General features: G+C 69.6%; 21 protein-coding genes, 1 tRNA gene and 1 pseudogene. 8 read left to right on the forward strand and 15 right to left on the reverse strand.

Annotated elements, in window-relative coordinates; genetic code table 11:
• Positions 1 to 118: 118 nt before the first annotated feature.
• The 4 genes and pseudogenes from ABD466_RS44410 to ABD466_RS10030 all read right to left on the reverse strand — a co-directional run.
• Positions 119 to 262 carry a histidine phosphatase family protein gene (locus ABD466_RS44410; protein WP_425558600.1) on the reverse strand — a complete coding sequence of 48 codons (144 nt, stop codon included), beginning with the start codon at positions 260 to 262 and terminating at the stop codon, positions 119 to 121.
• Positions 263 to 407: 145 nt separating this feature from the next.
• Complete coding sequence (locus ABD466_RS10020; RefSeq protein WP_344656679.1) at positions 408 to 2249, reverse strand: serine/threonine-protein kinase; 1842 nt, start codon at positions 2247 to 2249, stop codon at positions 408 to 410.
• A gap of 157 nt (positions 2250 to 2406) precedes the next feature.
• Positions 2407 to 2652, reverse strand: coding sequence for a histidine phosphatase family protein (locus ABD466_RS10025; RefSeq protein WP_344656680.1), 246 nt, complete (start codon positions 2650 to 2652; stop codon positions 2407 to 2409).
• Positions 2649 to 2852: pseudogene (locus ABD466_RS10030) on the reverse strand (IS256 family transposase); the annotation flags it as partial. The pseudogene ABD466_RS10030 and the gene ABD466_RS10025, both read right to left, overlap by 4 nt.
• Before the next feature lie 553 nt (positions 2853 to 3405).
• On the opposite strand from ABD466_RS10030, the gene ABD466_RS10035 reads away from it, so the two are divergent.
• Positions 3406 to 3726: a DUF3592 domain-containing protein gene (locus ABD466_RS10035; RefSeq protein ID WP_344656681.1), complete on the forward strand. Its 321-nt coding sequence runs from the start codon at positions 3406 to 3408 to the stop codon at positions 3724 to 3726.
• Between the two features lie 25 nt (positions 3727 to 3751).
• Here the strand turns inward: ABD466_RS10035 and ABD466_RS10040 are convergent, their stop codons facing one another.
• Positions 3752 to 4984: an alpha-L-fucosidase gene (locus ABD466_RS10040; RefSeq protein ID WP_344656682.1), complete on the reverse strand. Its 1233-nt coding sequence runs from the start codon at positions 4982 to 4984 to the stop codon at positions 3752 to 3754.
• Between the two features lie 72 nt (positions 4985 to 5056).
• Here ABD466_RS10040 and ABD466_RS10045 point away from each other — a divergent pair, with 72 nt between their 5' ends.
• A complete protein-coding gene (locus ABD466_RS10045) occupies positions 5057 to 5809 on the forward strand; it encodes an AraC family transcriptional regulator (protein ID WP_344656683.1) in 753 nt (250 codons plus the stop codon).
• A 10-nt stretch (positions 5810 to 5819) separates the two neighbouring features.
• Here the strand turns inward: ABD466_RS10045 and ABD466_RS10050 are convergent, their stop codons facing one another.
• The 5 genes from ABD466_RS10050 to ABD466_RS10070 all read right to left on the reverse strand — a co-directional run bounded on the left by ABD466_RS10050 (position 5820) and on the right by ABD466_RS10070 (position 13882).
• Complete coding sequence (locus ABD466_RS10050) at positions 5820 to 7379, reverse strand: SDR family NAD(P)-dependent oxidoreductase (protein ID WP_425558596.1); 1560 nt, start codon at positions 7377 to 7379, stop codon at positions 5820 to 5822.
• Positions 7380 to 7425: 46 nt separating this feature from the next.
• Positions 7426 to 7851, reverse strand: a complete 426-nt coding sequence (locus ABD466_RS10055) for an iron chaperone (protein WP_344656684.1) — start codon at positions 7849 to 7851, stop codon at positions 7426 to 7428.
• A gap of 98 nt (positions 7852 to 7949) precedes the next feature.
• Positions 7950 to 11366, reverse strand: coding sequence for a S8 family serine peptidase (locus tag ABD466_RS10060; protein ID WP_344656685.1), 3417 nt, complete (start codon positions 11364 to 11366; stop codon positions 7950 to 7952).
• Between the two features lie 291 nt (positions 11367 to 11657).
• Positions 11658 to 12098 carry a hypothetical protein gene (locus ABD466_RS10065; RefSeq protein ID WP_344656686.1) on the reverse strand — a complete coding sequence of 147 codons (441 nt, stop codon included), beginning with the start codon at positions 12096 to 12098 and terminating at the stop codon, positions 11658 to 11660.
• Positions 12099 to 12223: 125 nt separating this feature from the next.
• Positions 12224 to 13882 carry an alpha/beta hydrolase gene (locus ABD466_RS10070; RefSeq protein WP_344656687.1) on the reverse strand — a complete coding sequence of 553 codons (1659 nt, stop codon included), beginning with the start codon at positions 13880 to 13882 and terminating at the stop codon, positions 12224 to 12226.
• A 42-nt stretch (positions 13883 to 13924) separates the two neighbouring features.
• Between ABD466_RS10070 and ABD466_RS10075 the strand changes: the two genes are divergently transcribed.
• Complete coding sequence (locus tag ABD466_RS10075; RefSeq protein WP_344656688.1) at positions 13925 to 14347, forward strand: PPOX class F420-dependent oxidoreductase; 423 nt, start codon at positions 13925 to 13927, stop codon at positions 14345 to 14347.
• Here ABD466_RS10075 and ABD466_RS10080 read toward each other — a convergent pair.
• The gene (locus ABD466_RS10080) at positions 14344 to 14553 is read right to left on the reverse strand and encodes a hypothetical protein (RefSeq protein WP_344656689.1); all 210 of its coding nucleotides are present in this window, start codon (positions 14551 to 14553) and stop codon (positions 14344 to 14346) included. The two genes, ABD466_RS10075 and ABD466_RS10080, sit on opposite strands and share 4 nt — an antisense overlap.
• Before the next feature lie 118 nt (positions 14554 to 14671).
• Between ABD466_RS10080 and ABD466_RS10085 the strand changes: the two genes are divergently transcribed.
• On the forward strand, positions 14672 to 15358 hold the full coding sequence (locus tag ABD466_RS10085) for a YqjF family protein (protein WP_344656706.1): 687 nt from the start codon (positions 14672 to 14674) through the stop codon (positions 15356 to 15358).
• On the opposite strand, the gene ABD466_RS10090 is transcribed toward ABD466_RS10085, so the two are convergent.
• From ABD466_RS10090 to ABD466_RS10100, 3 genes are all read right to left on the reverse strand, one after another.
• Positions 15348 to 16034, reverse strand: coding sequence for a RibD family protein (locus ABD466_RS10090; RefSeq protein ID WP_344656690.1), 687 nt, complete (start codon positions 16032 to 16034; stop codon positions 15348 to 15350). The two genes, ABD466_RS10085 and ABD466_RS10090, sit on opposite strands and share 11 nt — an antisense overlap.
• 97 nt (positions 16035 to 16131) lie before the next feature.
• Positions 16132 to 16779, reverse strand: a complete 648-nt coding sequence (locus ABD466_RS10095) for a hypothetical protein (protein ID WP_344656691.1) — start codon at positions 16777 to 16779, stop codon at positions 16132 to 16134.
• A gap of 682 nt (positions 16780 to 17461) precedes the next feature.
• The gene (locus ABD466_RS10100) at positions 17462 to 18292 is read right to left on the reverse strand and encodes an ATP-grasp domain-containing protein (protein WP_344656692.1); all 831 of its coding nucleotides are present in this window, start codon (positions 18290 to 18292) and stop codon (positions 17462 to 17464) included.
• A gap of 263 nt (positions 18293 to 18555) precedes the next feature.
• On the opposite strand from ABD466_RS10100, the gene ABD466_RS10105 reads away from it, so the two are divergent.
• Both ABD466_RS10105 and ABD466_RS10110 read left to right on the forward strand, forming a co-directional pair.
• Complete coding sequence (locus tag ABD466_RS10105) at positions 18556 to 20319, forward strand: AsmA family protein (protein WP_344656693.1); 1764 nt, start codon at positions 18556 to 18558, stop codon at positions 20317 to 20319.
• An 86-nt stretch (positions 20320 to 20405) separates the two neighbouring features.
• Positions 20406 to 21917: an AAA family ATPase gene (locus ABD466_RS10110; RefSeq protein ID WP_344656694.1), complete on the forward strand. Its 1512-nt coding sequence runs from the start codon at positions 20406 to 20408 to the stop codon at positions 21915 to 21917.
• On the opposite strand, the gene ABD466_RS10115 is transcribed toward ABD466_RS10110, so the two are convergent.
• The gene (locus ABD466_RS10115; RefSeq protein WP_344656695.1) at positions 21914 to 22981 is read right to left on the reverse strand and encodes an alpha/beta hydrolase; all 1068 of its coding nucleotides are present in this window, start codon (positions 22979 to 22981) and stop codon (positions 21914 to 21916) included. The two genes, ABD466_RS10110 and ABD466_RS10115, sit on opposite strands and share 4 nt — an antisense overlap.
• A 372-nt stretch (positions 22982 to 23353) precedes the next feature.
• Here ABD466_RS10115 and ABD466_RS10120 point away from each other — a divergent pair, with 372 nt between their 5' ends.
• Both ABD466_RS10120 and ABD466_RS10125 read left to right on the forward strand, forming a co-directional pair.
• Positions 23354 to 24313 carry an ArsR/SmtB family transcription factor gene (locus tag ABD466_RS10120; RefSeq protein WP_344656696.1) on the forward strand — a complete coding sequence of 320 codons (960 nt, stop codon included), beginning with the start codon at positions 23354 to 23356 and terminating at the stop codon, positions 24311 to 24313.
• A 176-nt stretch (positions 24314 to 24489) separates the two neighbouring features.
• Positions 24490 to 24570, forward strand: a tRNA-Tyr gene (locus ABD466_RS10125).
• The last annotated feature ends 373 nt before the right edge of the window (positions 24571 to 24943 follow it).

Genomic DNA, 24943 nt, shown 5'->3' on the forward strand with positions numbered 1-24943 from the left:
CGTTCGAGTGTGGGATGGGCGGTGGCAGTGCCAGTGATCGCCGTCTCACTCGATGAGGAAGGGCTCGGCATGGGGCAGGGGCGCTCCCCAGGTCCGACCGTCGAGTGCGCAGAGCCGGTCAAATGTGATGGCTGAGGCTGGCGGCGTGGCCGACCACGGCGACGGTCTGGCCGGGGTGCTGCGCTGTGATGTGCCCGAAGGCCGCGGTGGTGCGGGCCAGAACCTCGCGGCTGGTCTCGCCGTCCGCGACCTGCCGTGTCAGAGGGTCGTCGAGTTTGGGTCACCGACGAAACTGCTCCGAGCTGGCCTGGCCGTGGTCTGCTGAGGGGCGGCTTCCCGCGTTCGTGGTGATCGTTTCCCTTGGGCGGGTAGCGAGCTTGTGACTGCAGGAGGTCAGCCGGAAGCGGCTACTTCCCGGCCGGCGCGGGGAGGCGCTGGAAGATGAGCTCGGCCAGCGAGTTGATGTCGTTGTCCGGCTTGTTCGAGGCCGCGTCGACGTCGAGTTCCAACCGGACCCGAAATGTGCCGTCCACGATCTCCATGGCCTGTGTGTGCCGGGATCCGTCGGTGGCCGTTGCGGTCATGGCCGTCATGCCTGCTGGCGCTGCCGCGGGTCGGTACGTCTGACCGCTGTGTTCCTTGATGAACGTCGTCGAGTCAGCGGTCGCGTCGTACGTTGAGCTGTAGTGGTACATGTCGACCAGGACGTACCAGGAGCCGCCTGAGGCCTTGACCCGGTCGCCGGGGTCGTCCCCCCAGATGTGCTGGGATGAGCTGCGCGCACTTCCCGAAGAGGTATATCCGTTTCCCTGCCAGTAAAGGGTGTCCTTGTAGTCTGTTTCCAGGACTTGACCGGTCGGCACCTCCATGAATTTCGCGACCTCGATCTTCTGTAGCAGGTCTTTGGCCTGCGGATCGTCAGCCGGTGTCAGCTTATACACGGTGAACCCCGCGGCCATGGCCACCAATACCGCGACGACTCCAGCGGAGATCTTCGCGAAGCGTTGCCCCTGAAACGAGAACCAGAGGAATATGGACCCCGCCAGGCTGAATCCTCCCCCCACGCTGAGCACCATGGGTAGATCGGCGCTGGTGATGCTGTGGTCGAAGGGCGCAGTGATGAGAGCGACGATCCCGATTGCCGTAAGCAGCGAGCCCACCCCAGCGGCAATCCAGTTCATGGGTGCCCTCCGTGATTCTCCGGAGGCCGTGCTCTCCTGACCGCTTGGCAACGCCGGTTCGGTGACTGCGGCGGCGGCGCTGTACGGCACCGTGTCCTTGGTGCCGGAGGCCGTTGACTTCTTCGTGCCGAGTGGCTCTTTCTGTTTCTCCGGCCACTTCTGAATCTGCGCTAGGACCTGCCGGGTGTGCGCGGCTGATGGCCGCTTGTCGTGGTCCTTCGCGAGCAGTTGCTGGATGAGGTCGTCGAGGTGGGCGGAGTTTCCTTTTAGCCGCGGGGGTGGGACGTCCAGGTGTTGGCGCATCCATGCGGCGGGCGTCGGGCCGGGGAACGGGTAGGCGCCCGTCAGGAGTGCGTGCAGGGTCGCGCCGAAGGCGTACATGTCGGCTGCGGGCGTGGCCTTCTCGCCCAGCCACACTTCGGGGGGCATGTACGGAGGGGATCCCATGATGACGCCGGTCGAGGTGACGTGCACGGTCGCCTCGGCGTAGCTGGCGATCCCGAAGTCGAGGATCTTCACTGAGTCGCCGGCCAGGCACATCAGGTTGGCGGGCTTGATGTCGCGGTGCACCACCCCGCGGCCGTGGGCGTAGTCCAGCGCGTCGGCGACGGCGACCATCAGGCTCACCGCGCGATCAGCCGGCAGTCCCTGCGGGTGGTCTTTGAGGAGCTGTTCGAAGGTGCGCCCCTCCAGGTGTTCCATGACGAAATAGGGGTGACCATCGGTCTCCCCGACGTCGTGGACCACGGTGATGCCCGCGTGCTGGAGCGCGGCCACGGTCCTGGCCTCCTGTTTCAAGGATGCGAGGAGTCGCGGGTCCGCGCCCAGCTCGGCAAGCACGATCTTCACCGCGATGTCCCGACGCAGCTGCTCGTCGTACGCCGCCCAGACCTCCCCCATACCACCGCGCCCCAGCCGCGCCTTCAGGCGGTACCTCTCGCCCAGCACCTCGCCGGCATCCACCCCGTGACACCTTCCCTCACCCCTGAGCCGGCGGGCCCGGCTGTCGACAGCGAGTAAATCATCAACCTGCTGTACTCGGTTTTCGGCGCGTGAGATGCGGCGCATGACGGCATGCTCCGTATCCGGATGTTCGGTTGCGATCGTTGGCGCTACACGGAGATCGAGAAATCTCCGCCCCAGGTCGGGGGTGTAGCGCAACCCGTGTCCGCGCCTACATCCCCTGCCAGGGGTTTGCATTACCGTCTGGGGCTGTGAGGATCGGCTAGGCCGGGGTCTCCGCCTGGAGACCGTGTGCGGCAGCGGTCGGGGCGGCAGTCTGCTGGGCGCGAAGCGCAGTGCCGGCGTAGACCGCGCTGAATGGCTCGGTGGCCAGGATGCTGGCCGCTGCGGCGGCCTGGGCGTGGCCGCGCCTGGTCAGCGGCGCGGCAGGCACCGCTCCGGCGGCCCCGGCGGTGACGTTCTCGGACTCGCCGTGGCGCAGACACCAAAGGCGGACACGGCCGGTCATGCTGCTGTCTCCTCGCGCTCGACGTGGACGCCGCGTTCGAAGCGGGCTCCGGCGCGGACGAGAGCGACAAGGTGGGGTGCGTTGACCGCGCGCCAGCGGACCTGGGCGGACTCGATCAGCTTGAACGTCATCGCCAGCGCGGCCGACCGCAATCCGGCACCGCGGGTGACGCGGGTGGACAGGCGGACGGTGGCGAAGGAGGGAGCCGGTCTCGATCGAGCCGTCGGCGTTGACTGCGGTAAGCATGGGCGTGCTCTCCCAGCCGACGTTGGCGCGTCGGCCTACTCAGCGACCTTCGATTCGATCACCAGGGGGGGTACGCCCTCGCCGAGGCGATCCACAGGTTCTGAGCATTGCTCGGCGGCGGTTGGTCTGTGGTTGTAAAGGCTTGATACGACCTTCGGCCATGGTGTTGAAAGCCCGCTGGCTGCGGTCTGCTTTTTTGGTCGCCATGTTTTGGATCCCCCGTCACGTCAGCGCCTGACGGAATCTGACCGGCCCGGCGGTATCAAGCCGGATCGCTTGGTGTTTGGTGACGAAACGCCCGGCTTGACACCACCGGTCCGGTCAGATTGGCTTCGCCCGCTGACGTGACGGGGGATCCAGGACACCACAACTGTGTTGAGGCACCACGTGCTACACGGCCCTCGGCTCGCCTACGCCTCAGTGCGCGAGTAGTCCACCGTTCGGTACTTTCCCGGCCCCGGTCTCTCCCTCATTGCCCGTCCTGCGTCGGCTTCGTACCGTGTGCTCGTGTTTCATCACCGCTGGAAGCGAGTCGACGGGAAGCTCATCGACACTCGGATCATCCGGGTCGGCCGGCCGGGTGCGCCGCACATGCACGAGTGCGTCGTCGAGTTCACGAACGCCGCTGGCCGAGCCGTCCGGCTGAAGGTCATACAGACCAACGTGGTGCAGCTTCCAGCCATGCGTGGGACGGTGCCGTTGCTCGTCAAGCCGGATGACAGCAAGGCCGTCTTCGACAAGCGCGATCCGCGGATCAACACCAACGCGCTCGCCAAGACCCGGAAGAAGGCCGAGAAGGAGCGCTTCGAAAGGGAGCTGCGGGACTGAGCCCGAGTCGCGAGGCTGAATCCCCTCAGCCGCGTCCCTCCCCTCGATACAGCTCGATCTCGCCCTCCAGCTCCACCGCCAATACCGTCACCTGCGGATCGGGCACGCTCGGCGCGTCGATCGCCAGCACGCCCGGCACCGGGTCGAAGCCGCCGTAGCGGCGGTGTGTCAGCTCCTCGCCGGTGGCCAGCGTTGTGATCCGCTTGACTCTGCTGGTGAGCCCCTTGACCGTCACGCTCTCGCGGGGCGGGTCGTAGCAGAACACGTACAGAGTTCGCCGATCCGCGGACAGGGTCGTGGGGGCGTAGACGTGGCCGGCCGGGATGCCGCGTGTCGTGGCGAAGATCGCGGGCTCGTTGCGGGTGATCCACGCGCCCAGGGCCTTCAGGCGGGACTCCTGCTCCGGGACGATCGTGCCGTCCTCGCGTGGGCCGACGTCCAACAGCAGGTTGCCGCCGCCGGCGATGGTCTCGACGAAGGTGCGGATCAGGATGCTGAGTGGCTTGTGGTCCTTGTCGCGGACCTGGTAGCCCCAGGAGTCGTTGATCGTGTAGCACAGCTCCCAGGGGCCTTCCGGCGGGGTGATCGGTGCGCCCTGCTCCGGGGTGGCGTAGTCGCCGTGGCCCAGGAGGCGGGAGTTCACCACGAGGTCGGGCTTCATCCCCAGCAGCTGGTCGCGGAGCTCCGCCATGCGCCACAGCTCCTCGGGGCGTTCCCAGTCACCGTCGAACCAGAGCAGGTCCGGTGCGTAGGCTTCGACCAGCTCCTTCAGTTGGCCGCGATGGAACTTCAGGAAGCGTTCCCATGCCTCCGGGTCCTCGGTGATCGGGCCCGCGTGGAACTGCTCGCTGGTGTGGTACGGGTAGTCCGGGTGCGACCAGTCCAGGTGGGAGAAGTACAGGCCGACCTTGATGTCGTGAGCTCGCAGCGCGTCCGCGTACGGCCCCACCAGGTCGCGTGCCGCGGGCGTCCGCTTCACGACGTTCAGATCGCTCTGCGCCGTGTCCCACAACGCGACGCCGTCGTGGTGCTTGGCGGTGAGCACCGCGTACCGAGCCCTCGCCTTCTGGAACAGCCGCGCCCACGCGTCGGGGTCGTACGCGCTCGCGGTGAACCCGTCGAGCTGCTTCATGTAGTTCTCGTAGGTGATCTCGCCGTTGTAGAACGACCAGGACTCCGGGATGCCCTTGACGGCGTAGACGCCCCAGTGGAGGAAGATGCCGAGCTTGGCGTCGGCGAACCAAGGTTGCATGGTCATGGTTCACCACGCTAGGGGCGATCATGCCTTCTGTTGATCGGCCTGGCTCACCGAGACTGGTAATTTTTCACCATGGTTCGCGAAACGGAGATGAGGGTCGAGGAACCGCCGGTGGTGGCCAACGCCGGCGTCGGTGTACACGGCATCAACACTGCGCGGGACGTCTTCCGGCTTCCGGATCTCTGGCAGCTGCACCTGTACGGCTACCACGCTTCTTTCGCCGCCGACGGACGCTGGCACGACCTCCGGCCCGGCGTCGTGAGCCTGGTCCCGCCGGGCACCACTGTCGAGTTCCGTTACCGGGGACGCTCAGAGCACCTGTATGTCCACTTCGCCATGGGAGGGCACCGGGACCCGTTCGTCGGCGACGCCGGAGCGTCCCTGCCGATCCTCCGCGAGCTGCTGCTGGACGCGGTGGCGGCGTTTCCGACGTCGCCGGGCCGGTCCGCGGCCTCGGTGTGGGCCGCGGTGTGGCGCGTATCAGACCTCGCCGACGCGAGCGACGCGCCGCGGAGCCCGGTGGTGGCGGCGGTGGTGCGCCGGATCGAGGAGCACCTCGCCGAGCCGCTGGTCGTGGCGGAACTGGCCCGGGTGGCCGGCGTCTCGCACAACCAGCTCACCCGGCTGTTCCACGAGCACGTCGGCGACACGGTGGTCGGCTACATCGCGAGCCGGCGCATGGCACGGGCGCTGCACCTGTTGCAGGCCTCGACGTTGTCCGTGACCGCGATCGCCGCCGCGGTCGGGATCCCGGACCTGCAGGCGTTCAACAAGGCGTGCCGGAAGGCGTTCGGCGCCTCGCCCCGGGCCCTGCGGGGACGCTGACCGCGTCGGCCTACCACCCGGCGTTCGCGTAGTCCTTCAGGAAGCACCCGTACAAGTCCTCGCCCTGCTCTCCACGCACGATCGGGTCGTAGACCCGCGCCGCGCCGTCGATCAGGTCCAGCGGCGCGTGGAAGCCCTCGTCGGCCAGCCGGACGCGGTCCGGGTGCGGCCGCTCGTCGGTGATCCAGCCGGTGTCGACGCTGTTCATGAGGATGCCGTCGGTCTGGAACATCTCCTGCGCACTGGTGCGCGTCAGCATGTTCAGCGCCGCCTTGGCCATGTTGGTGTGCGGATGGCCCGGGGCCTTGTAGCCGCGGCTGAACACACCCTCCATCGCCGAGACGTTGACGATGTGCTTGCGGCGGGCCTGGGACGCCCGCATCGCCGTCCGCAGCCGGCTGATCAGCACGAACGGCGCCGTCGAGTTGCACAGCTGCACTTCGAGCAGCTCGATCGGGTCGACGTCCTCGACGGTCTGCACCCAGGAGTTGGAGTCGGCCAGGTCCGGGACCAGGCCGCCGGCGTCGATGGCGGTGCCCGCCGCGATCCGGTCCGGGGCGGCCGAGCCGGCGGTCAGTGCCAGCGTGACCAGTGCCGAGGCCTCGGAGGTCCCGGCCAGGCTGGACCGCGTCCCCAGCCGCGCCAGGTCGGCTGCGATCGCCTCCGGGGACCGGCTCTGGCCGGGCAGGGGGACGAGGCCGGAGCCGGTGAAGCGGCCGAACGAGACCAGCTCCGGCAACGGTCCGGCGGGCAGCGGCTCGGCCTCGGCGCGGATCAGCGGCTCGTAGGCGCCCGGCGAGCGCCGCACGGTCTGCGCCGCGTTGTTGACGATGATGTCCAGCGGCCCCTGCGCGGCGACCGCGTCGGCGAGCGCCGCCACCTGCCCCAGGTCGCGCAGGTCGATGCCGACGACCGTGAGCCGGTGCAGCCACTGCGCGCTGTCCGGCATGGCGGCGAAGCGGCGGGCGGCGTCGTGCGGGAAGCGGGTGGTGATGGTCAGGTGCGCACCGTCGCGCAGCAGGCGCAGGGCGATGTACATGCCGATCTTGGCGCGGCCGCCGGTGAGCAGGGCCCGCCGGCCGGTGAGGTCGGTGCGGGCGTCACGGCGCTTCCAGTTCTCGGCGGCGCAGTGGGGGCACAGCTGGTGGTAGAAGGCGTGCACCTCGCGGTACCGGACCTTGCAGATGTAGCAGCCGCGCTCGCGGTGCAGCGTCCCGGCCACCAGGTTCCCGGACTCGGCGGTGGCGGAGCTCAGCGGCAGGCCCTGGGTCTCGTCGTCGAGGCGGTTCGGCGCGCCGGTCGCGGTCGCGGCGGTGACGGCGCGGTCCGCGGCCAGGACCCGGGCCTGCCGCTCGGCCCGGCGCCGCACCTTGACGCTCTTGTAGACGCCGGCGGTGGCGCGGCGGACGGCGATCGCGTCGGGGTGCTCGGTCGGCAGCTCCTGGACCTCGGCGAGGATGTCGAGCAGGAGGGCCAGGCGCTCGGGCGCGATGCCGGGGCCGAAGGACTCGGCTCCGGGCTCCTGCTCGAGCGCGGGGTCCGGGGTGGGGTCGGTCGCCGGGTCGATCACGCCCCAAATCTACCCGCCGCGGCGGGGTGCCCGGTCCCGTGCCGGATCAGCCGGCGGCTTGTTTGACCAGCGCGGCGATCTGCTTCTCGAGGGCGGCCGTCATCTTCGTCACAGCGAAGGCCACCGGCCACATCGCACCGTCGTCGAGCGCGGCGCCGTCGTTGAAGCCCAGTGTGGAGTAGCGGGCCTTGAACTTGCCGGACGGCTGGAAGAAACAGATCGTCTTGCCTCCCTTGGCGTACGCAGGCATCCCGTACCACAGGCGCGGGGTCAACTCGGGCGCGGCCTTCCGGATGACCGCGTGCACCTTCTCGGCCAGCTCCCGGTCCGCGTCGTCGAACTCCGCGATCTTCGCGACCACCTCGGCCTCGGCCTCTTCCGGACTCACCTTGCCGCGGCTCGTCTTGGTCTCCTTGACGCGCTCCTTCATCGCGGCGCGCTCTTCGCTGCTGAACGTCTGTGTCTTCGCCATGACCACATCGTAAGAAGGGTCCGCCCCGCGGGCTTCTTGAAAACGAACGAGCACCCGGGCCGTCGGGCCCGGGTGCTCGGTGTTCTCGTGGTGAGCTCCTACTTCACGGTGTAGCTGTACGGGATCCCCGTCAGCTCGTCGGCGGTGCCGAACACCGGGTTGTAGGTGTCGACGTAGACCACGCCGCTCACCTTGTCGCCGCTCTTGCCGGCCGGCGTGAAGGTGACGGTCAGCGTGCCGGTCTGGCCGGGCTGGATGGTCACCGGGGCCAGCGCCGGGGCCGCCGGGTCGACGCCGCCGAGCCACAGGTCGCCGGTGGAGGCGACGGCGCTGCGGTCGAAGGCCTGCGCGGTGACGCTGATGGACTCCGTCGCCTTGCCGCTGACCGTCCCGTTGGTCGGGCCGACCGGGGTCGGGTCCTGGGTCCAGATCCCCGGGGTGATCTGCGACGCGTCCAGCGTGACCGAGGCGGTCAGGCCGTGCGGGACGCCGTAGATCTCCATGCCGGCCGGGCCGGAGGCCGCGAAGTCGGCGGGGATCGTGGAGGACTGGCTCGAGCGCAGCTCGCTGGTGTGCGAGGGCACTTGGAAGGACGGCTGCGCACCGGTGGTGGCGAACGGCACGTCCACGGTCGCACCCAGCGGTGCCAGGGCCGGCAGGTCGTAATCCGCGGTGCTGTTCAGGCGGGGGTCGGCGAACACGGTCAGCGGGGCCGCGCCGGTGTTCTTCACCGTCACGGTCGCGGTCACCGGGGTGCCCGCGGCGATCTTGCCCTTGGGCAGGCCGCCGGCCTTCGCGTCGACCTTGTTGTAGCTCAGCTTGCCGGTGTACTGGTTCGCCAGGTCGCCGGCCAGGATCGCCGGGGACATGTCGTCGACGACCAGCAGCCAGCGGCCCGCCTGCGGGGCGTCGACGTAGCCGGTCAGCGAGGGCACCAGGTCGCCGTTGCCCTGGGCGTCCGCGACGACGTTGGTGGCCAGCGAGATCACCTGGTGGTCGGGGGACTGCAGGAACGCCGAGACCTCGTGCGTGCCGGTGAACGTCAGGTCCATCGACAGGTTCTTCTTGCCCTTCGGGACGTCGAAGTAGTACGAGACGGTCTGCGACGGGGTGTTGGCACGGCCGTTGCCGCCGGTCAGCGTGCCGGTGAAGGCGCCGCCGTCGTTGCTGGTGGAGATCAGCGTCCGCTTGGTCACCGGAACCGTGGTGGCCTTGTGGAAGGCGTTGTCGAATTCCAGCGCCGCCGAGACGTCACCGGGGTTGGACGCCAGCGTCTGCTTCACCGTGAACTTCTGCGACTGCCCCGGCTTCAGGGTCGCGGTCGCCGGGCTCACCGAGCCGACGTCCTTGTACTTGGTGGCCAGGAACTCGTAGTTCACGTCGCCCTTGAAGCCGGCCGCGTTGGCGTTGGCGTAGAAGTACGCCGTCCAGGTGCCGGCCGCCGGGTGCGCGTTGTCGACGCGGGCGTAGTTCGTGGTGCCCTGCGGGCTGTTCCAGTTCTCGAACTCGCCGTTCGGGCCGACCAGCACCAGGCGCAGCAGCGTGCTGGTGCCGGTGCAGGCGCAGGTGGCCGAACCCGTCAGGTGGTCCGCGCCGGCCGGGACCGTGAACGTGGTGCTGAACCAGTGCCGCTTGAGACCGGGCGTGCCGAGTGTGTAGCCCTCGTAGAACCACGGGCTGTTCGGGTCGGTCCAGTCCACGGCCTTCTTGCCGGTGACGTCGCCGACGGTGGTCTCCAGCTGCCGCACGTGCGCCGACACGGTCTGCGAGTTCGGGCTGGTGTTGGTCAGCGTGACGGTGTCGGACTGGTTCGAGCCGCCCTTGCCGGTCATCGAGATCTGCGTGTCGCCGGAGCCGGTGACGGCCATCAGCCCGTCGCCCTGCGCCGCCGGGGAGCCGTTGGCGTCCTTGACGGACATCGCCATCCGCACCGCGCGGTAGGTGTCCATCTCACCGGCGCCCTGCTCGTCGGCCGGCAGGCCGAGGTCGCGCGCCGAGGAGGTGAGGATCTGCTTCACCAGCGCCGGCGTCGGCCGCACCCCGTTGTGGGTGTTCTTGTAGGCCTCGATGACCAGGGCGGCGCCGCCGGCCACCAGCGGCGCGGACATGCTGGTGCCGCCGAAGTCCTCGATCGAGGTCGGCTTGCTGTTGTAGTCCGTGCAGGCGGCGAACCGCGGCAGCGGGCTGCAGACGGCCCAGCCGCCCTGGCCCGGGGCGACCAGGTCCGGGACCCGGCCCAGGGGGTTGGTGCCGCCGGAGGACAGGGTCGCGTTGTTGTCCGAGGCCCAGCTGGTGGCGAAGTTGCGGACGCCGGCGGTGCCGGTCTGCGACTGGTCGCGGAAGGCGGTGGTGCCCGCGACCGCGATCACGCTCGGGTCGACCGAGGGCTCGCCCTGGGTGCCGGTGACGCCGGCGTCGCCGGTGGAGGTGACGACCGTGACACCGGCGGCCACCGCCGCCTCGTCGGCCATGCTGGTCACGTCCAGGCCGGCGGTGGGCTGCGCGTTGCTGCCCAGCGACTCGTTGATGACGTCGACGTTGGCCACGTTGACCGCGTAGTCGACGGCCTGTACGACGGTGGAGTCGAAAACGAGGTCGGCCGCGCCGAACACGTTCAGGCCGACCAGCGAGGCGCCGGGCGCGACGCCGCGGACGGTGATGTTGCAGCCGGCCGGCAGCGCGTGGCCCGGCATCACGAACTTGGACAGGTCGTAGACCTGGCGGCCCTGGGCGGCGATGGAGCTGGCGTCGCCGAAGGCTTCGCCGCCGCTCTCGTCGCCGTTCGGGTCGGTGCCGGAGAAGTCCTGGTAGTCGGTGAACACCGGGCTGCCGTCGGCCCGGATGAAGTCCGGGTTGTCGACGTCCAGACCGTCGGCGATCCACGCCACCTTGACGCCCTTGCCGTCGACGAGGTTCTGCGCCTGCGGCCGGTTCTTGTCGGTGAAGGCGGTGTTGGTGGTCTGCAGCGCCTCCGGCTCCAGCAGCGGCTTGCTGGGATCGGCCGGGCAGGTGCCGGGGATGACCTTGTCGGCGGGGGTCTGGCCGTCGGCGCCGGCGGAGGCGTCGGCGGCGTCCCGGATCGCGGCCTTCTGCGCGTCGGTGAGCTTCTTCACGACGTGCTGCTGGTCGCTGACGACCGCGGCCACGCTCGGGTCCTGGCGCAGGTGCGCGGCCTCGGCGTCGGTCATCTTGGCCGAGAAGCCGTTGATGACCGAGAACTTCTTGATGTCCTGGGCGCCGGTGGCCTGCGCGCTGCTCACGAGCGGCGCCTGGTCCTGGTCGGCGGACGCCTTGCGCTGGGCCTTGGCGGTCTTGACGCTCAGTTCCGGATGCTGGTTCTTGAGCAGGACGATCACGGGATGCTTGGCGCCGGTCGACAGCGCCGCCAGTTGCTGGGCCGCGGACGGCCGAGCCGCCCCGGTGCCGGCCTGGGCCATGGCGGCGGTGCTGCCGGCCCCCAGCCCCAGCGCCGTGACCGCCACCACCGCTATGCGGTGCCTGCGGGCAAAGTGCATGGTGTGCCTTTCTCCCCGGCGCGCGGCCACGCCGCCGCGCGCCCCCTAGGTGGTGCCATTCGTGCTTTTCGGTACCTGTACGGGATCGAGCGGACGAGCAGATGGAATGTCAGAGCATTCACGGCATGTGAAGATCGATGCTCGTCATCCTGGGGTGTATCAGGAACCTCAGAAAGACGTAGACGCTCTACGTTGGGGCAGCCCTGGACATGCCGCCACCTTGTGCTGAAGGCGTGGGAGAGCGTCTACGGAGTAAGGGGTGGGCAAGGGTGGCGAGGGTGGAGCGGCGGTTCAGAAGAAGCTGTCGTCGCCGTCGTCGCCGTAGTCCCCGCCGCCGTAATCGTCAAAGCGCTGATCCTCGTAAGCGCGCTCTTCATAGCCGCGCTCGAAGGCGCGCTCCTCGTCGCGGGAGTCATCATCGTCGTCGTCGAGCATCTCGTTGATCAGCATCCCGCCGACCAGTCCGGCGGCGCCCGCGCCGATGAGGGCGCCGGTGCTGTGGCCCTGGCGCGGGGGTTGCTGCGGGTAGCCCTGCTGGGGGTACCCGGCCTGGGGATAGCCCTGCTGGGGATAACCCTGCTGCTGCATCGGCTGGTAGTACGGCGGCTGGGTGGTCTGGATGCGCTGCGCGCAGAACTGGCAGACCTCGATGGGGCGGGCCACGCCCCACTGCGGCTGCCACATCACGTTCACGGAGGCCTGACCGTGCGCCGGGTCGAAGAAGCAGATCACGGGGTTTCCTTACGTAGACGAGCGTTCCGCGACGTAGAACGGGCCGGGCTCGGGAAGCGGTTCCCGGGCCCGGCCCTGTCTCACGTCCGGCTCACGGACGACCACGTCCTGCCGGCGTCGCCGGCCTAGCTGCAGCGGGTCCCCTCCGCCGGCAGCGTCCCGGCCACCAGGTACGCCTCCATCGCCGACTGCGCGCACGAGTTGCCGCTGCCGAACGCGGCGTGACCGGTGCCGACCCGGGTCAGCAGGCGGGCGTTGGCGAAGCCCTTGGCCAGGTTGACGGCGTTCTGGTAGGGCGTGGCCGGGTCGTCGGTGGTGCCCACGACCAGGATCGGGTCTGAGCCCTCGGCCCTGATCTGGTGCGGCTTCTCCGGGGTCTGGAACGGCCAGTCCGCGCACATCGGCTGCGCGAGGTCGTCCTTGGTGAGGTCGGAGTTCAGGATCGGCGCGCCGACCTTGAGCTCGTCGTAGGCCTTCTGGACGGCCTCCGGCGAGGGCGCCGGGGTGGTGAAGTCGGCGCAGCGCACCGCGATCAGGCCGTCCTGCTCGGTGCTGTAGTGCCCCGCGTCGTCCCGGCCGTTGTACTGGTCGGCGCCGGCGAGCAGGATGCTGCCGTCGTTGCTCTTCATGGCCTTGGTCAGAGCGGCCCGCAGGTACTGCCACCAGGTGGAGCCGACGTCTCCGTACAGACCGATGATGACGCCGGTCCAGCCCAGCTGCTCGTCCAGCTTGCGGTTCTTGTCCTTGGTCGGCAGCGGGTGGTCGCGCAGACCGTCGACGAAGGTGCCGATCTGCTGCGCGGCGGCCTTCCCGTCCCCGCTCAGCGGGCACTCCGAGGCGTGGTTGGTGACGCAGTCGTCGGCGAACTTCTCCAGCGACTTCTCGAAGCCGACCTGCTGCTGGACGTTGGACTCCAGCGGGTCGGCGTTCGGATCGACGGCACCGTCCAGAACCATCCGTCCCACCTTGTCGGGGAACTGCTCGGCGTAGACGGAGCCGATGTAGGTGCCGTAGGAGATGCCCAGATAGTTGAGCTTCTTGTCGCCGAGGACCTGGCGCATGACGTCCATGTCCTTGGCGACGTACTTCGAACCGACGTAGGGCAGCAGGTCGCCGGAGTTCTTCGCACAGGCCGTGGCCAGGTCCTTGCTGTCCTTCTCGGCCTTGGCCTTGCGCGCCGCCGGGTCCTTGGGCGGGTCCTGCTCGTAGAGCGCGTCCTGGGTCTTGTCGTCCAGGCAGTGGATCGGCTCACTACGGCCCAGGCCCCGCGGATCGAAGCCGATGATGTCGAAGTGCGCGTGCAGGGCCCCGTCGAACTGCTTCTTGGCCTCCTCGACGAAGTCCACCCCGGAGGCCCCCGGCCCACCCGGGTTGGTCAGCAGCGAACCGACCTTGTTCGCCCCGTCCGCGGCCGGCCACTTGACCATGGCGACCTTGAGGTACTTGCCGCCGGGCTGCGCGTAGTCCAATGGGACGTCGACGGTGCCGCACTGGAAGGCGCTCAGGTCCGCCCCCTCGTCCCCCTCCGGCGGCGTGGTGCAGCTCCCCCAGTCGATCTTCTGGGCGGCGAAGGCATCCAGGGAACCGTACTTGCCGGTGGCCAGCGGCGTCGGCGTGGCGCTGGTGCCACCAGTGGCACTGGACGAGGCGCCGGTGCTGCTGCTGGTCCCACCGGGATGGCCGCCGACGACACCGTTCGACGAGCAGGCTGCCACCAGCCCAGCGCAGAGCAACACCGCGATACCGGATATGGAAGTACGACGGCGCGCCCCGTATGTCTTCATGTGGACATGTGTATCACCTCGACCGGAACCTAGAATCACGATGTGGATGCCTTCTTGAAACTCTTAGGCGACCGAGGCCGCGGAACGCTGGCCACTCAGAAGAAGGATGGACGCGCCCAGCTCTCGGTGGTGGCGTACTCCTTCGACAAGGCCGAACGGGTGATCCGCGTCTCGATCACGGACAACCGCGCGAAGACCCGCAACCTCCGCCGCGACCCCCGCGCGACGTTCATGGTGCAGCCGGAGACGTACCAGTACGCCGTGTTCGACGGGGACGCGGAGCTGTCCCCGGTGGCGGCGGACCCGCACGACGCGGTGGTGGACGAGTTGGTGGACATCTACCGCGCGATCGTGGGGGAACACCCGGACTGGGACGAGTTCCGTGCGGCCATGGTCGAAGACCGGCGGCTGGTGCTGCGGATCCGCGTTACGCATGCGTATGGCATGGGGGTGGAGGGCAGCTAAGTGGACGTGGGGTCGGAGTCGGGGTCGGGGCCAGCGTCGGAGCCGACGCCGGGCACGGAGCTGCATGCGGAGCCGGGCACGGAGCCGCAGGCGGGCACGGAGTCGGCGTCGGCGTCGGCGTCGGCGTCGGGCACGGAGCCGCATGCGGAGCCGGGCACAGAGCCGAGCTCGGAGCCGCAGGCGGGCACGGAGCCGGAGTCGGGCACGGAGCCGGAGCCGGGGCGGGTCACTGAAGGGGAGCCAGGGCCTCAGCCTCGCCCCCGGTCTTTCGTGGCGCCGGAGCCGGTGACACCGGACCCGCCGCGGTTGCCCGGCCGCACGCTGATGACGCAGTCCTGGCTGGACGCGACGTTCCTGCACTGGGCCGTCGATCCGGCGGTGGTGGCGCCGCTGCTGCCGCCGGGCGTGGTGCCGGACGTGATCGACGGTGTGACGTACGTCGGGCTGATCGCGTTCCGCATGCACCGGATCGGGTGGGGACCGCTGCCCGGGATGCCCTACCTGGGGACCTTCCCGGAGACGAACGTGCGCCTGTACTCCGTGGACGCCGCGGGCCGGCGGGGCGTGGTGTTCCGCTCGCTGGAGGCGTCACGGCTGCTGCCGGTCGCCACGGCGCGGCTGTTCTTCCGGCTGCCGTACCGATGGGCGCGGATGTCGGTCCACCGGTTCGGCGACGTGTACTGGTACGCGTCGCGCCGCCGCGAACCGGGCTCGGGCTCTCCCCCGCCGGGGAGTCTCATCGGGGTGCGTGTGACGTCGCCGGTAGAGGCGCCGAGTCCGCTTGAGCACTTCCTCACGGCCCGCTGGCGTCTGCACTTCTCACTGGGCGGCCGGACCGTCCACATGCCGAACGCGCACCCGCGGTGGCCGCTGTTCCGGGCCCAGCTGTTGGCGTGCGACGAAGACCTGGTCGCGGCTGCCGGTCTGAAGGGCATCGCCGCCCGCCCGCCGGACAGCGTGTTGTTCTCCCCGGGTGTACCGGTCCGGTTCGGCCGACCGGCTAGCGCGTGATCACGTAGCGCACGAACACGAGGTCACCGATCGCCCGCGTCTCGGCCAAGGTCATGCGCCGCTGCGCGTTCTGCGGAAACTCGGCCGCCCGGACGAACCGCGGCGCCTGATCGTCCCCGACGAAGAACGGCGCGATGGCCAGATGGATCTCATCGGCGAGGTCCTCCGCGAGAAAGCGGGTGTGCAACGACCCGCCGCCCTCGACCATCAGCCGCTCGATGCCCCGCCGGCTGAGATCCGCGAGGATGCCGGGAAAGTCGACCAGTTCCCCGGCAGGCACGACCTCGGTACGCGGAGCCCCGCGCAGGCGCTCAGCCTGCGCGGGCACGGCGAGATCCGCGCAGTAGACGAGCTTGTCGCCGCCGGTGGTGAAGAAGCGCGCACCGGCGTCGAGGGCACCGGTGCCGGTCACGGTGACCTTGACCGGGTACTCGGGCAGGCCCCGCCGGACACGCTCGGCCCGCCGCTCGGGATCGTTCACCAGCAGGCGCGGATCGTCACGCCGGATGGTCTCCGCACCCACCATGACCGCGTCGGAGGCCGCGCGCAGGGCGTCGACACGGTCGAAGTCCTCGGCGTCGGAGAGGAGGAGGCGGGTGGGGGTGGTGTCGTCGAGGTGGCCGTCGAGGGACATGGCGGCGCTGAGGATGACGTGGGGGCGGGTGGGGGCGGGCATGTCGCCATCGTCGCAGGAGGTGGGGTGGGGCGCTGCTTGGGCGGGTGTGCCGCCGCTTGGCGCTCTTGTCCTTGTTTCCTTCCCCCGCCCCCTCCCCTCACCGCCGCCCGAGCCGCTCCAGACGCGGCAACAACCGCAGCCGCCGCTCCCTGATCTCCTCGGCATGGTGCGCGATCCAGAAGCACACCCCAGCCATCGGCAACTCACCAAGAACGGCGAACAGCACCGCCTCCAGCAACGCACCGCCACCAGCCGCAGTGGTCGTGTCGAACCACGCGTCGACCAGCAACAGCGTCCCGGCCGCCGTGGCCGGCAGCTCAACACGGTCATTACGCGTCGGCCCACCAGCCGCGATCCACCCGACGTGCAGCAGGGTGAACGCCAACAGCAGGTCGAAGCCCACCCACGCCACCCGGTAATGCCCGGACTCCGAACTCAACGGCAACGTGAGCGCCAGGTAAGCGGTCCACGGCACGACCGCCAACCCACCACACAAGAACACGAGGCCGACCCACCCCGCCACCGCCGGAGCGGCAGCTTCCTGCTCGGCCTCGGCCAGGTCCGGCCCGGCCTCCGGATCGCGGTCCGGATCCGGGACCGGGACCGGGGCCAAGCCCGGGTCCGGGTCCGGGTCCGGGACCGGGACCGGGGCCGGGACCGGGTCCGAGACCGGGGCCGGGGCCAAGCCCGGGTCCGGGACGGGGCCCGTGTCCGGGACCGGATCCAGGCTGACGGCAGGATCCAAGCCGACCAGACCCAGGCCGAGTTCCGAAGCCGAGCCGCGGTTCGAACCTGGTCCTGCGCCCGAAGCCAGACCACCGCCCGGATCCGGGCCGGCACCCGACCTCGGACCATCGTCCGAGCCTGAGCCGCCGCCCGAAGCCAGAACGCCATCCGAACCCGGGCCGGCACCCGAGGTCAGGCCGCCATCCGAACCCCGGCCGGCACCCGAGATCGGGTCACCGTCCGGAGCTGAGCCTGCGCCCGAGACCAGACCACCGGCCGAAGCCGAGCCGGCACCCGAGACCGGACCCACGCCGGGACCTGAGCCACCGCCCGAAGCCGAGCCAGCGCCCGAGTCCAGAACGACAGCCGGGGCCGGTCCGACACCGGCGTCCGGGCTGCCATTCAGGGCCGAGCCTGCGCTCGAGGACGGAACTGCGTCTGCCGCCAGGACAACGCCCGCGTCCCGTCCGCCGTCTGGCGCAGGCCCGCCGTCCTGAGCCGGGGCGGCGCCCGAGTCCGACCCACCGTCCTGCGCCGGGACCGCGGCCGAGGCCTGAGCAGCGTTCGGCTTGAGGCTGGTACTCGAATCCGTTAGAGGTGGATCGTGCCGTCGGCCTGAACGCTCATTCTCTGGAAATCTCTCATCCATCCCCCACATCCCCCGATAGCGGGTGCTATGCATTGAAACCAGTTTGGGCCTGTCAGGGCTCGTCGTCGATCCGCCGAACGGGTGATCTCAGGAAAATGCGATCGCGGGTGCTGATCTCGTCCATAGGCCCTGCCGCGCGGAGAACCGCGTCCAGTACGCGTTCCGGGTCCGCGGCGTAGTGGCCCGAGGCCCAGGCGGCGTTGGCCTCGATGACGGCTGGGGCGACGGCGCCGTGCGCGGGGTCGACAATGAGGCCGACGTCGACCACCACGGCGCTCGGCAGTGTGTCGGCGCACTCGCTGAGCACGTCTGCGCCGAAGGCGAGGATCTGCGGCTCCAGCTCGTGGCCGGCCAGGGGCTCGATGTCGAGGTCGCCGTCGATTGCGTACTGGGCGCCGGTGGTGATCTCGCCGTCGAGTGCGTAGAGGCGGAACTCGGTGGTGAACTGCACCGGGTCGCTGGCCAGGACCGGGGTGTCGGAGTCGACCGCGTCGGGGCCCGGAAGCTGGGAGCCGTCACGGTAGATGCGTGCCGGGAAGCTCTTGTCATTGGGTGGCTTCAGGAATGCCGGGGTACGGAGCTGCCATGCCTCGGCCATCGTCATCATCCTGATATTGCGGCGGACCGTGTCGTATGGCAGGCGTGTCAGCCAGTCGTCCGGTGGCTCCAGGAGTCCGACGCCGAGGTCGGCTGCTACCGCGTCCGCGAACAGTGGTCCCGCGTAGAGGTGTGCGGGACCGCCGATCGTGAAGCCTTCCGGGACACGCCAACCGGTCAGGTGCTCCGTCAGCATTCCGCGACGGTATGCGGCGACCGTGAGTACCTGGGAGGTGTCGTTGGCGCGGGGTGAGAAGACCAAGGTGCGTGGCAGTTCGACGGTCATGGGTCCCCCTTCGTGTTCGCCGAGAGAGTACGCGATCTTTGCGATGGAACTCCCGGTTTTCCCGTGGGCGTTGACTGGTCATGACGGTCAAGCAGCGGGTGAAGCGTGCTCTGCGCAGTCGTAAGGCGCGGAGGATCAGCAAGGAGCCGGGTGGGCCTGGGTGGCCGGGTGAGCCGGAGGGCGGGGTGCGGGAGCCGCGGCGGCCGAAGGGGTCTCCGCCGCAGGACTCGATCGAGCTCGCGGAGCCACGGTAGAACTTAGGCATGCGGCCGACCGGACTCAGTGATGTTGAGAAGCAGGTCCGGAAAGATTTTCTGGAGGGCAGGCGCACCGTCCTCACGGTCGGCGATCCCGCGGTCGACGATCCCGCGCTCGGTGGATCGTGGGGCCCGGAGCGGACGCTGCGTGCCGACTTCATCCGCAGGCTGATCGAGGAGGCTGACGCGCGGCGGGCGCCGTTGCGGGTGGTCGGTGCGCGGGTGATGGGGCCGCTTGAGCTCGAGTATCTGGAGCTGCGGTACTCGCTGAGCTTCTCCTTCAGCCATTTCGACGACGAGATCGACCTCCACGACACTCGTCTGCGCCGCCTGAACCTCCACGGCACCCGCATGGCCGGCCTCAACGCCACGCAGGCGCACGTCGACGGCTCGGTCGTCCTCCACCGAGCCCACGTCACCGGACGCATCCGCCTGGACAGTGCGGTGATCGGCGGCAGCCTGCAGATCACGGACGCCGTGCTGAGCAACCCGTCCGGCGTCGCCCTGCGTGCCGACCGCGCCCGCATGACCGGTGATCTGGCCATGTGGGGCACGACCGCCGAGGGCTCGACCGTGCTGCGCGACGCGCGCACCGACGGCGTCGTCAGCCTGGAACGGGCCTGGCTCCGTGCCCCGGGTGGCGAAGCGCTGGACGCGGCGCGCCTGCACGTCGGCAGCGACCTGATGGCCGACGGCCTACGCGCCGAGGGCCTCGTCCGCTTCTCCGGCGCGCAGACCGCCGGCCTTCTGCGGCTGGCCGACGCCAAGCTCAGCAGCCCCGGCGGCATCGCCCTGGAGGCGTATCAGGTCACTGTGGGCGCGGACCTCCAGTGCTACCGCGGCTTCGAAGCCGAAGGCCAAGTACGCATCACAGGTGCCCGCGTCGCAGGCCACGTCCGCTTCGACGAAGCCGTGCTCCACGGGGATGGCAAGGACGCTCTCGACGCGCGCTACGTCGAGGTGGGCGGCGCGGCCCGATGCCGCGGGCTGCGGTCCGCCGGGGTAGTGCGGTTCTCCAGCGCGCGAGTGGGGAACGACGTGGACTTCCGAGAGAGCGTTCTGGCGGCGGGCACTAACGCACCCGATGCCGGCCCCAGCATCCTCATACTCGGCCACCTCCGAGCCGCCGAACTCACCCTGCGCTTCGCAGCTCCGCCCGAGGGCGGGATCCACCTCAGGAACGCGCAGGTCGGCGTCCTCAACGACGATCCCGCGACCTGGCCGCCGCGCCTGGCCCTCGACGGTTTCGCCTACGAGCGCATCGCCGAACCGGGCTCCGTGGCCGACCGCATCGCCTGGCTCAAGCGCGAGGGCGACAGTTACTGGCCCGGCCCCTACGAGCAGCTCGCCGCCGTGTATCGGCGGCAGGGCCTCGACGGTGAGGCGCGCCGCGTGCTGCTCGCCAAGCAGCGAGCGCGTCGCAAAACCCTGTCACTCAGCGCCCGGCCGTGGGGCCTGGTCCAGGACGCCGCCGTCGGCTACGGCTACCGGCCCGAGCGCGCGCTCGGATGGCTGCTCGCGCTGCTGATCACCGGGACCATCGTGTTCGGGCTGCACCACCCGGTCGCGTCGGGGCCCGACAAGACCGCGCCTTTCAACCCCCTGATCTACTCGCTGGATCTGCTGCTGCCGGTCATCAACTTCGGGCAGGGCCGCGCCTTCGTCGCCACCGGCGGCTATCAGTGGGTCGCGTACCTTCTCACGGCTGCCGGCTGGATCCTCGCCACGACCATCGCCGCCGGCGTCGCGCGAGCGGTCAACCGCGCGTAGCCGCCTCGGGCGCGGAGAAGTCAGTCCCGCTCCACGTCCGGGAAACGACTAGTTCAGAACCCTGACAGACTGGCATGGTGGAGCCCATGCGCTCACAGCCGATGCCGCCCCCTTCCTCCGGTGGTCGCTTCACCGTCACCGCCGCCCTCGGTACGGTCGCCGGGAACGCCGGCGGCGCTCCGCCGCACGGAGCCGAGCCGGGCCCCTCGATCCCCGACACGCTGACCGCGCACCTCGGACCGGATGCCGGCCTGCTGCCGGTGATCAGCACCCAGTGGCCGCCCTTCGAGCACGTCAACGTACAGGGCGCGGTCGACACCTGGCTGGCGCGCCACGGCGCCCCGTACCAGCTCGTCGGGCTGACGGGGTTCCGGCACCGGATGTTCGGGCTGTCCGACCTGTTCCAGCCCGACACGAGTATGAACATGGCCGTCGGCGGTGTGCCGATGACCGATCAGCCCTCGGGTCCAGGGGAGCAGACCCGCGCGTGCGTGCAGTGCGGCCTGTATCTCGTCGACGAGGTCGCGGGTCCGGACGACGGCGACCAGACCGAGGACCCGAAGCTCCCGATGGCCTTGCTGCTACGGGGTTTGGAGCATCGCGGACCGCAAAGCGACGTGAGCGTCGAGATCGCCTGCGCCGACCGGGCGGCGGCACGGGCCGCGATCGCCGAGATCCGGCGTCTGGCCGTGGAGTCGAGCGTCTACCGCGGCCACGTCCTGGAGTTCGGCAACGACATGTTCGGCCACCACCAGTCGCTGCTGAGCTTCCGCGAGCGTCCGAAGATGCAGCGCGAGGAGCTGATCCTGCCGCCGGGGATGCTGGAGGGCATCGAAGGGCAGATCCTCGGCGTCAACCGGCACCGCGCCACGCTTCTGGCGCACGGCCAGCACCTCAAGCGCGGGGTGCTTCTGTTCGGCCCACCAGGAACCGGCAAGACCCATACCGTCAGGTATCTGATGAGCCGGTTGCCGGAGACCACGGTGGTGATCCTCACCGGCAACGCGCTGGGCATGATCAAGCCGGCGTGCGAGGTCGCCCGCGCGCTGGAGCCGGCGCTGGTGGTGGTCGAGGACGTGGACCTCATCGCCCAGGACCGCTCGATGGGGCCGCAGACGAATCCGCTGCTGTTCCAGATGCTCAACGAGATGGACGGTCTGGACGGGGACGCGGATGTGACGTTCGTGCTGACGACCAACCGGGTGGACGTGTTGGAGCCGGCATTGGCGATGCGGCCGGGCCGGGTGGACCACGCGGTCGAGGTGCCGTTGCCGGACGCCGACGGGCGGCGCCGCCTGCTGGAGCTCTATCGAGGCGGGCTCGACCTGGATCTGAGCGGGGCCGACGGGCTGATCGAGCGGATGGACGGCGTCACGGCCTCCTTCATCAAGGAACTGATCCGCCGCGCCGCCCTGATCGCCGCGGAGGAGAGGGCGGAGTCCGGGACGGACCCGGGAGCTGAGAACTGCGAGGCCGACAACAGTGGGCCACTGCGCGTCAGTACCGTTCACCTGGACGCGGCGCTGGACATCCTCGCCGGGGCACGTCATCAACTCACGCGACGGCTGCTCGGTGCGCCCGATCAGCTTCAGTCTTAGTGGGCTTTCAAGAAGTCGTCGATATCGGCGATGACGGCCTTTGCTTCCGCTCCGGTCAGCAACGCCGTTCCGTGGTCCGAGCCGGGGTAGATCAGCGTGGCCGCGAGGTTGGGCTGATCTGCTTGGAACGTCTTGGCGGCGTCGGCTGAGCCGTAACCGTCCTGCGCGCTCGTGACCAGAAGCAGCGGGCAAGTAAGGTGTTTGACATAGGTTGAGACGTCGATCCCCGGAGCCAACACCGTTTCGGCTGACAACGTCACTACCCCGGTCACCGGCGGGGTGATTCCGGCGGCGGCGACGAGCGACGTCTTGCCGCCCTTCGAGGCGCCGATGAGGAACACCGGGCCGGCCTGCTGTGCGCGCAAGGCTTTCACCAGGTCGCTGAGCGCGGTGACGGGGTCCCCCGTGCCGTAGTCCCACATCGCGACGCGGTAACCCTCGGCGACGAGGTGGTCGGCGTAGGCGTGCCATGAGTCCTGGTCCCTGTCGCTCTGGTTACTCAGGACGACGGTGCGCGGTCCGGTGCCCCAGACGGTATACCCGGTGGCGAGTTGCGTCGTGATGAAGGCCGTCACCTTGTCCTTGAAGGTCTGGTCGGACAACAGGTCCCAGCCATGCCCGGAACCGCTCGGACGCATGTCCAGCGTCTTGAGCTCCGACGGCGTGGCGAGGGCGTCGAACAGCTGGCGCTCGTCGGAGATGGATACATACCGGTCTCCAGCCGCCACAGCGATGAGGGTTGGTACATAGATCGTCGACGCATGAGCGGGTAGGTCGCCGAGTTCGTCGGCGGACAGGGCCACCACAGACGTCACGCCCGGGGCCGCGTCGGCGACAGCGCTCTCCTCCGCCGCCAGCGCCGTGGTCGCTCCTGCGGACGCGCCGACGAGGACCACGGCGGTGGCTCCGTCTGCCCGCAGCCTGTTCAGCGCGGTGTCAACGGTTTGGACGCCCGCCTCGCCGAAACCGGGCCCCGCACCGGACCCGGAGCTGGAAACGGAATCGGGCATGTCAAACGTCATCACCCGCAGGCCTTTGGCGGCGAGTTCGGACGCGTAGGACATCCACCCGCACTTGCCACGTGCCCCCGCTTCCGGAACCAGCAGTACGCCTCGCGGGCCCGTGCCCAACTCCAGAGCGGCCACGGTCGCGCCGTCGTTCGTCGTGAGCGTCAGCTCGCGCGCATCAGCCGGTTGTCCCTCGCAACTCGCCGCTGGAGACACGGTCTGAGGGCTGGCCGAAGGAGTGGAAGCAGCCGGAGTAGCCGCCGGCGGCGAGTCGCCACCATGGCAACCCGCGCCGGCGAGCGCCAGGAGCGCGGCAATCAAGATTCGGGGAGGTTGCCGTCGACTTCCCAGTGCCATGCCTCGACGATGCGCTACGCGACAACGGCTCGCGAGGCTTTCTATCCTGGCGAAAACCGTTGCGGAGGACCGATGCTGAGCTTCCACTTCGAGACCGGCGACTTCGCCCGGGTCCGCTTCCCCGCCAAGCCCGCCCCGCTCGTCGAGTTGAAGCTGTCCTTGATGATGACCCGCCGAAGCGACTCCGCGGTGGTCTTCGGCCGCTGGCGCCGGGACGTCAACCACCGCCTGCCGCCGACCACACGGCCGCTGTGGGACCTGCTGGAGTCACACCGGGGACCGGCGTTCCTGGACCCGCTGACCTCCGACCTCGAAGAGGGCCTGGAGGTGGTGCGCAGCACGCCGGGCGCCGTGGTCCGCTCGGACGTGGCCGGGCTCCGCAGGCTTCCGTCCCCGTGGGTCAAAGCCCTGATGGCGCGCGACACCCAGGCTTGGGAGATCCTGGACCGCGGTCTCCGGGACGCCTACCGGTCGGTGATGGGCCCGGCCTGGACCGGCGTCCGCGAACGCCACTCCGCCGAGTTCGCCCGCTTCGCCCTCGGCTCCGCCGAACACGGCGTCGCGGCCGCGCTGAGCGCCCTGTACCCCACCTCCACCTGGCAAGCCAGCACGTGGCACATCCCCGCCTTCCATACCCGCGAGGTCCACCTCGCCGGCCGCGGCCTGACCCTGCTCCCCACCTTCCACTGGACCTACGAGCCACTGATCGGCGCCTGGCCGGACCGGCCGCCCCTGCTCGTCTACCCGGCGGGCCCCGGCCTCCCGGTCCCCACCACGCAGCCCGAAGGCGACCCCCTGGCCGACGTCCTGGGCAGCTCTCGCGCCCGTATCCTCCGCCTGCTCGCCCGCCCCCACACCACGACCGAGCTCGCCACCGACGCCGGCCTGAGTCTGGGAACGACGTCGTCCCACTCCTCCGCCCTCCGCCGCGCCGGCCTGATCACGACCCGGCGCGAGGGGCGGAGCGTGCAACACCTGCGGACAGAGCTGGGAAGGATGCTGGCGGAAGCAGGCCTGAGCTTCCACGACTGAACGACTTTGGGTAGCGATTTCCCTACCATCCGCATTTCCGTCCGGCGTCGAAGTCCCAGGAGGCACCACCCGACCCAGGCCGGGAACCGAGTGGCGAAGCACCCCCTGGCATCCGCTATTGTTGGTCCGTCGCCACGCGGGGTCGATCTCGATCGGAACCGCGAACGACGACTATTGGCGGATTGCCCGAGCGGCCAATGGGAGCGGACTGTAAATCCGTCGCGAAAGCTACCCAGGTTCGAATCCTGGATCCGCCACATACAGGCAAAACGGCCCTTGACCAGGCGAAGACTGGTCAAGGGCCGTTTTGTTGATGGTGCCGCCGACCAGCGATCCGACCCACTGTGGATCATGGTTCACGCCGAATACGCACCAAGACTCGACCAACGCCCCCGGGTCGCCCCCAGCGCGTCCACGATTCGCCGCCGGGACGCCAGCCTTCAGCCTGGTAGACGCCGCGGCACGGCGAAGATCGTACGGCCGGCTGGGCATTGGCGATGCGAACTGACGTGCTGCTAGGGCCTGTCTGGTGTCGTGATCAGGTGGGCTGTTTCGGGTCGTCGATCATGCTGGGGCTGGTAGAACGCTGATGTGACGCGGCGTGAGCTCAACGATGACGAGTGGGGCCTG

The organism is Catenulispora subtropica (genome assembly GCF_039531675.1).
GTDB classification, from domain to species: domain Bacteria; phylum Actinomycetota; class Actinomycetes; order Streptomycetales; family Catenulisporaceae; genus Catenulispora; species Catenulispora subtropica.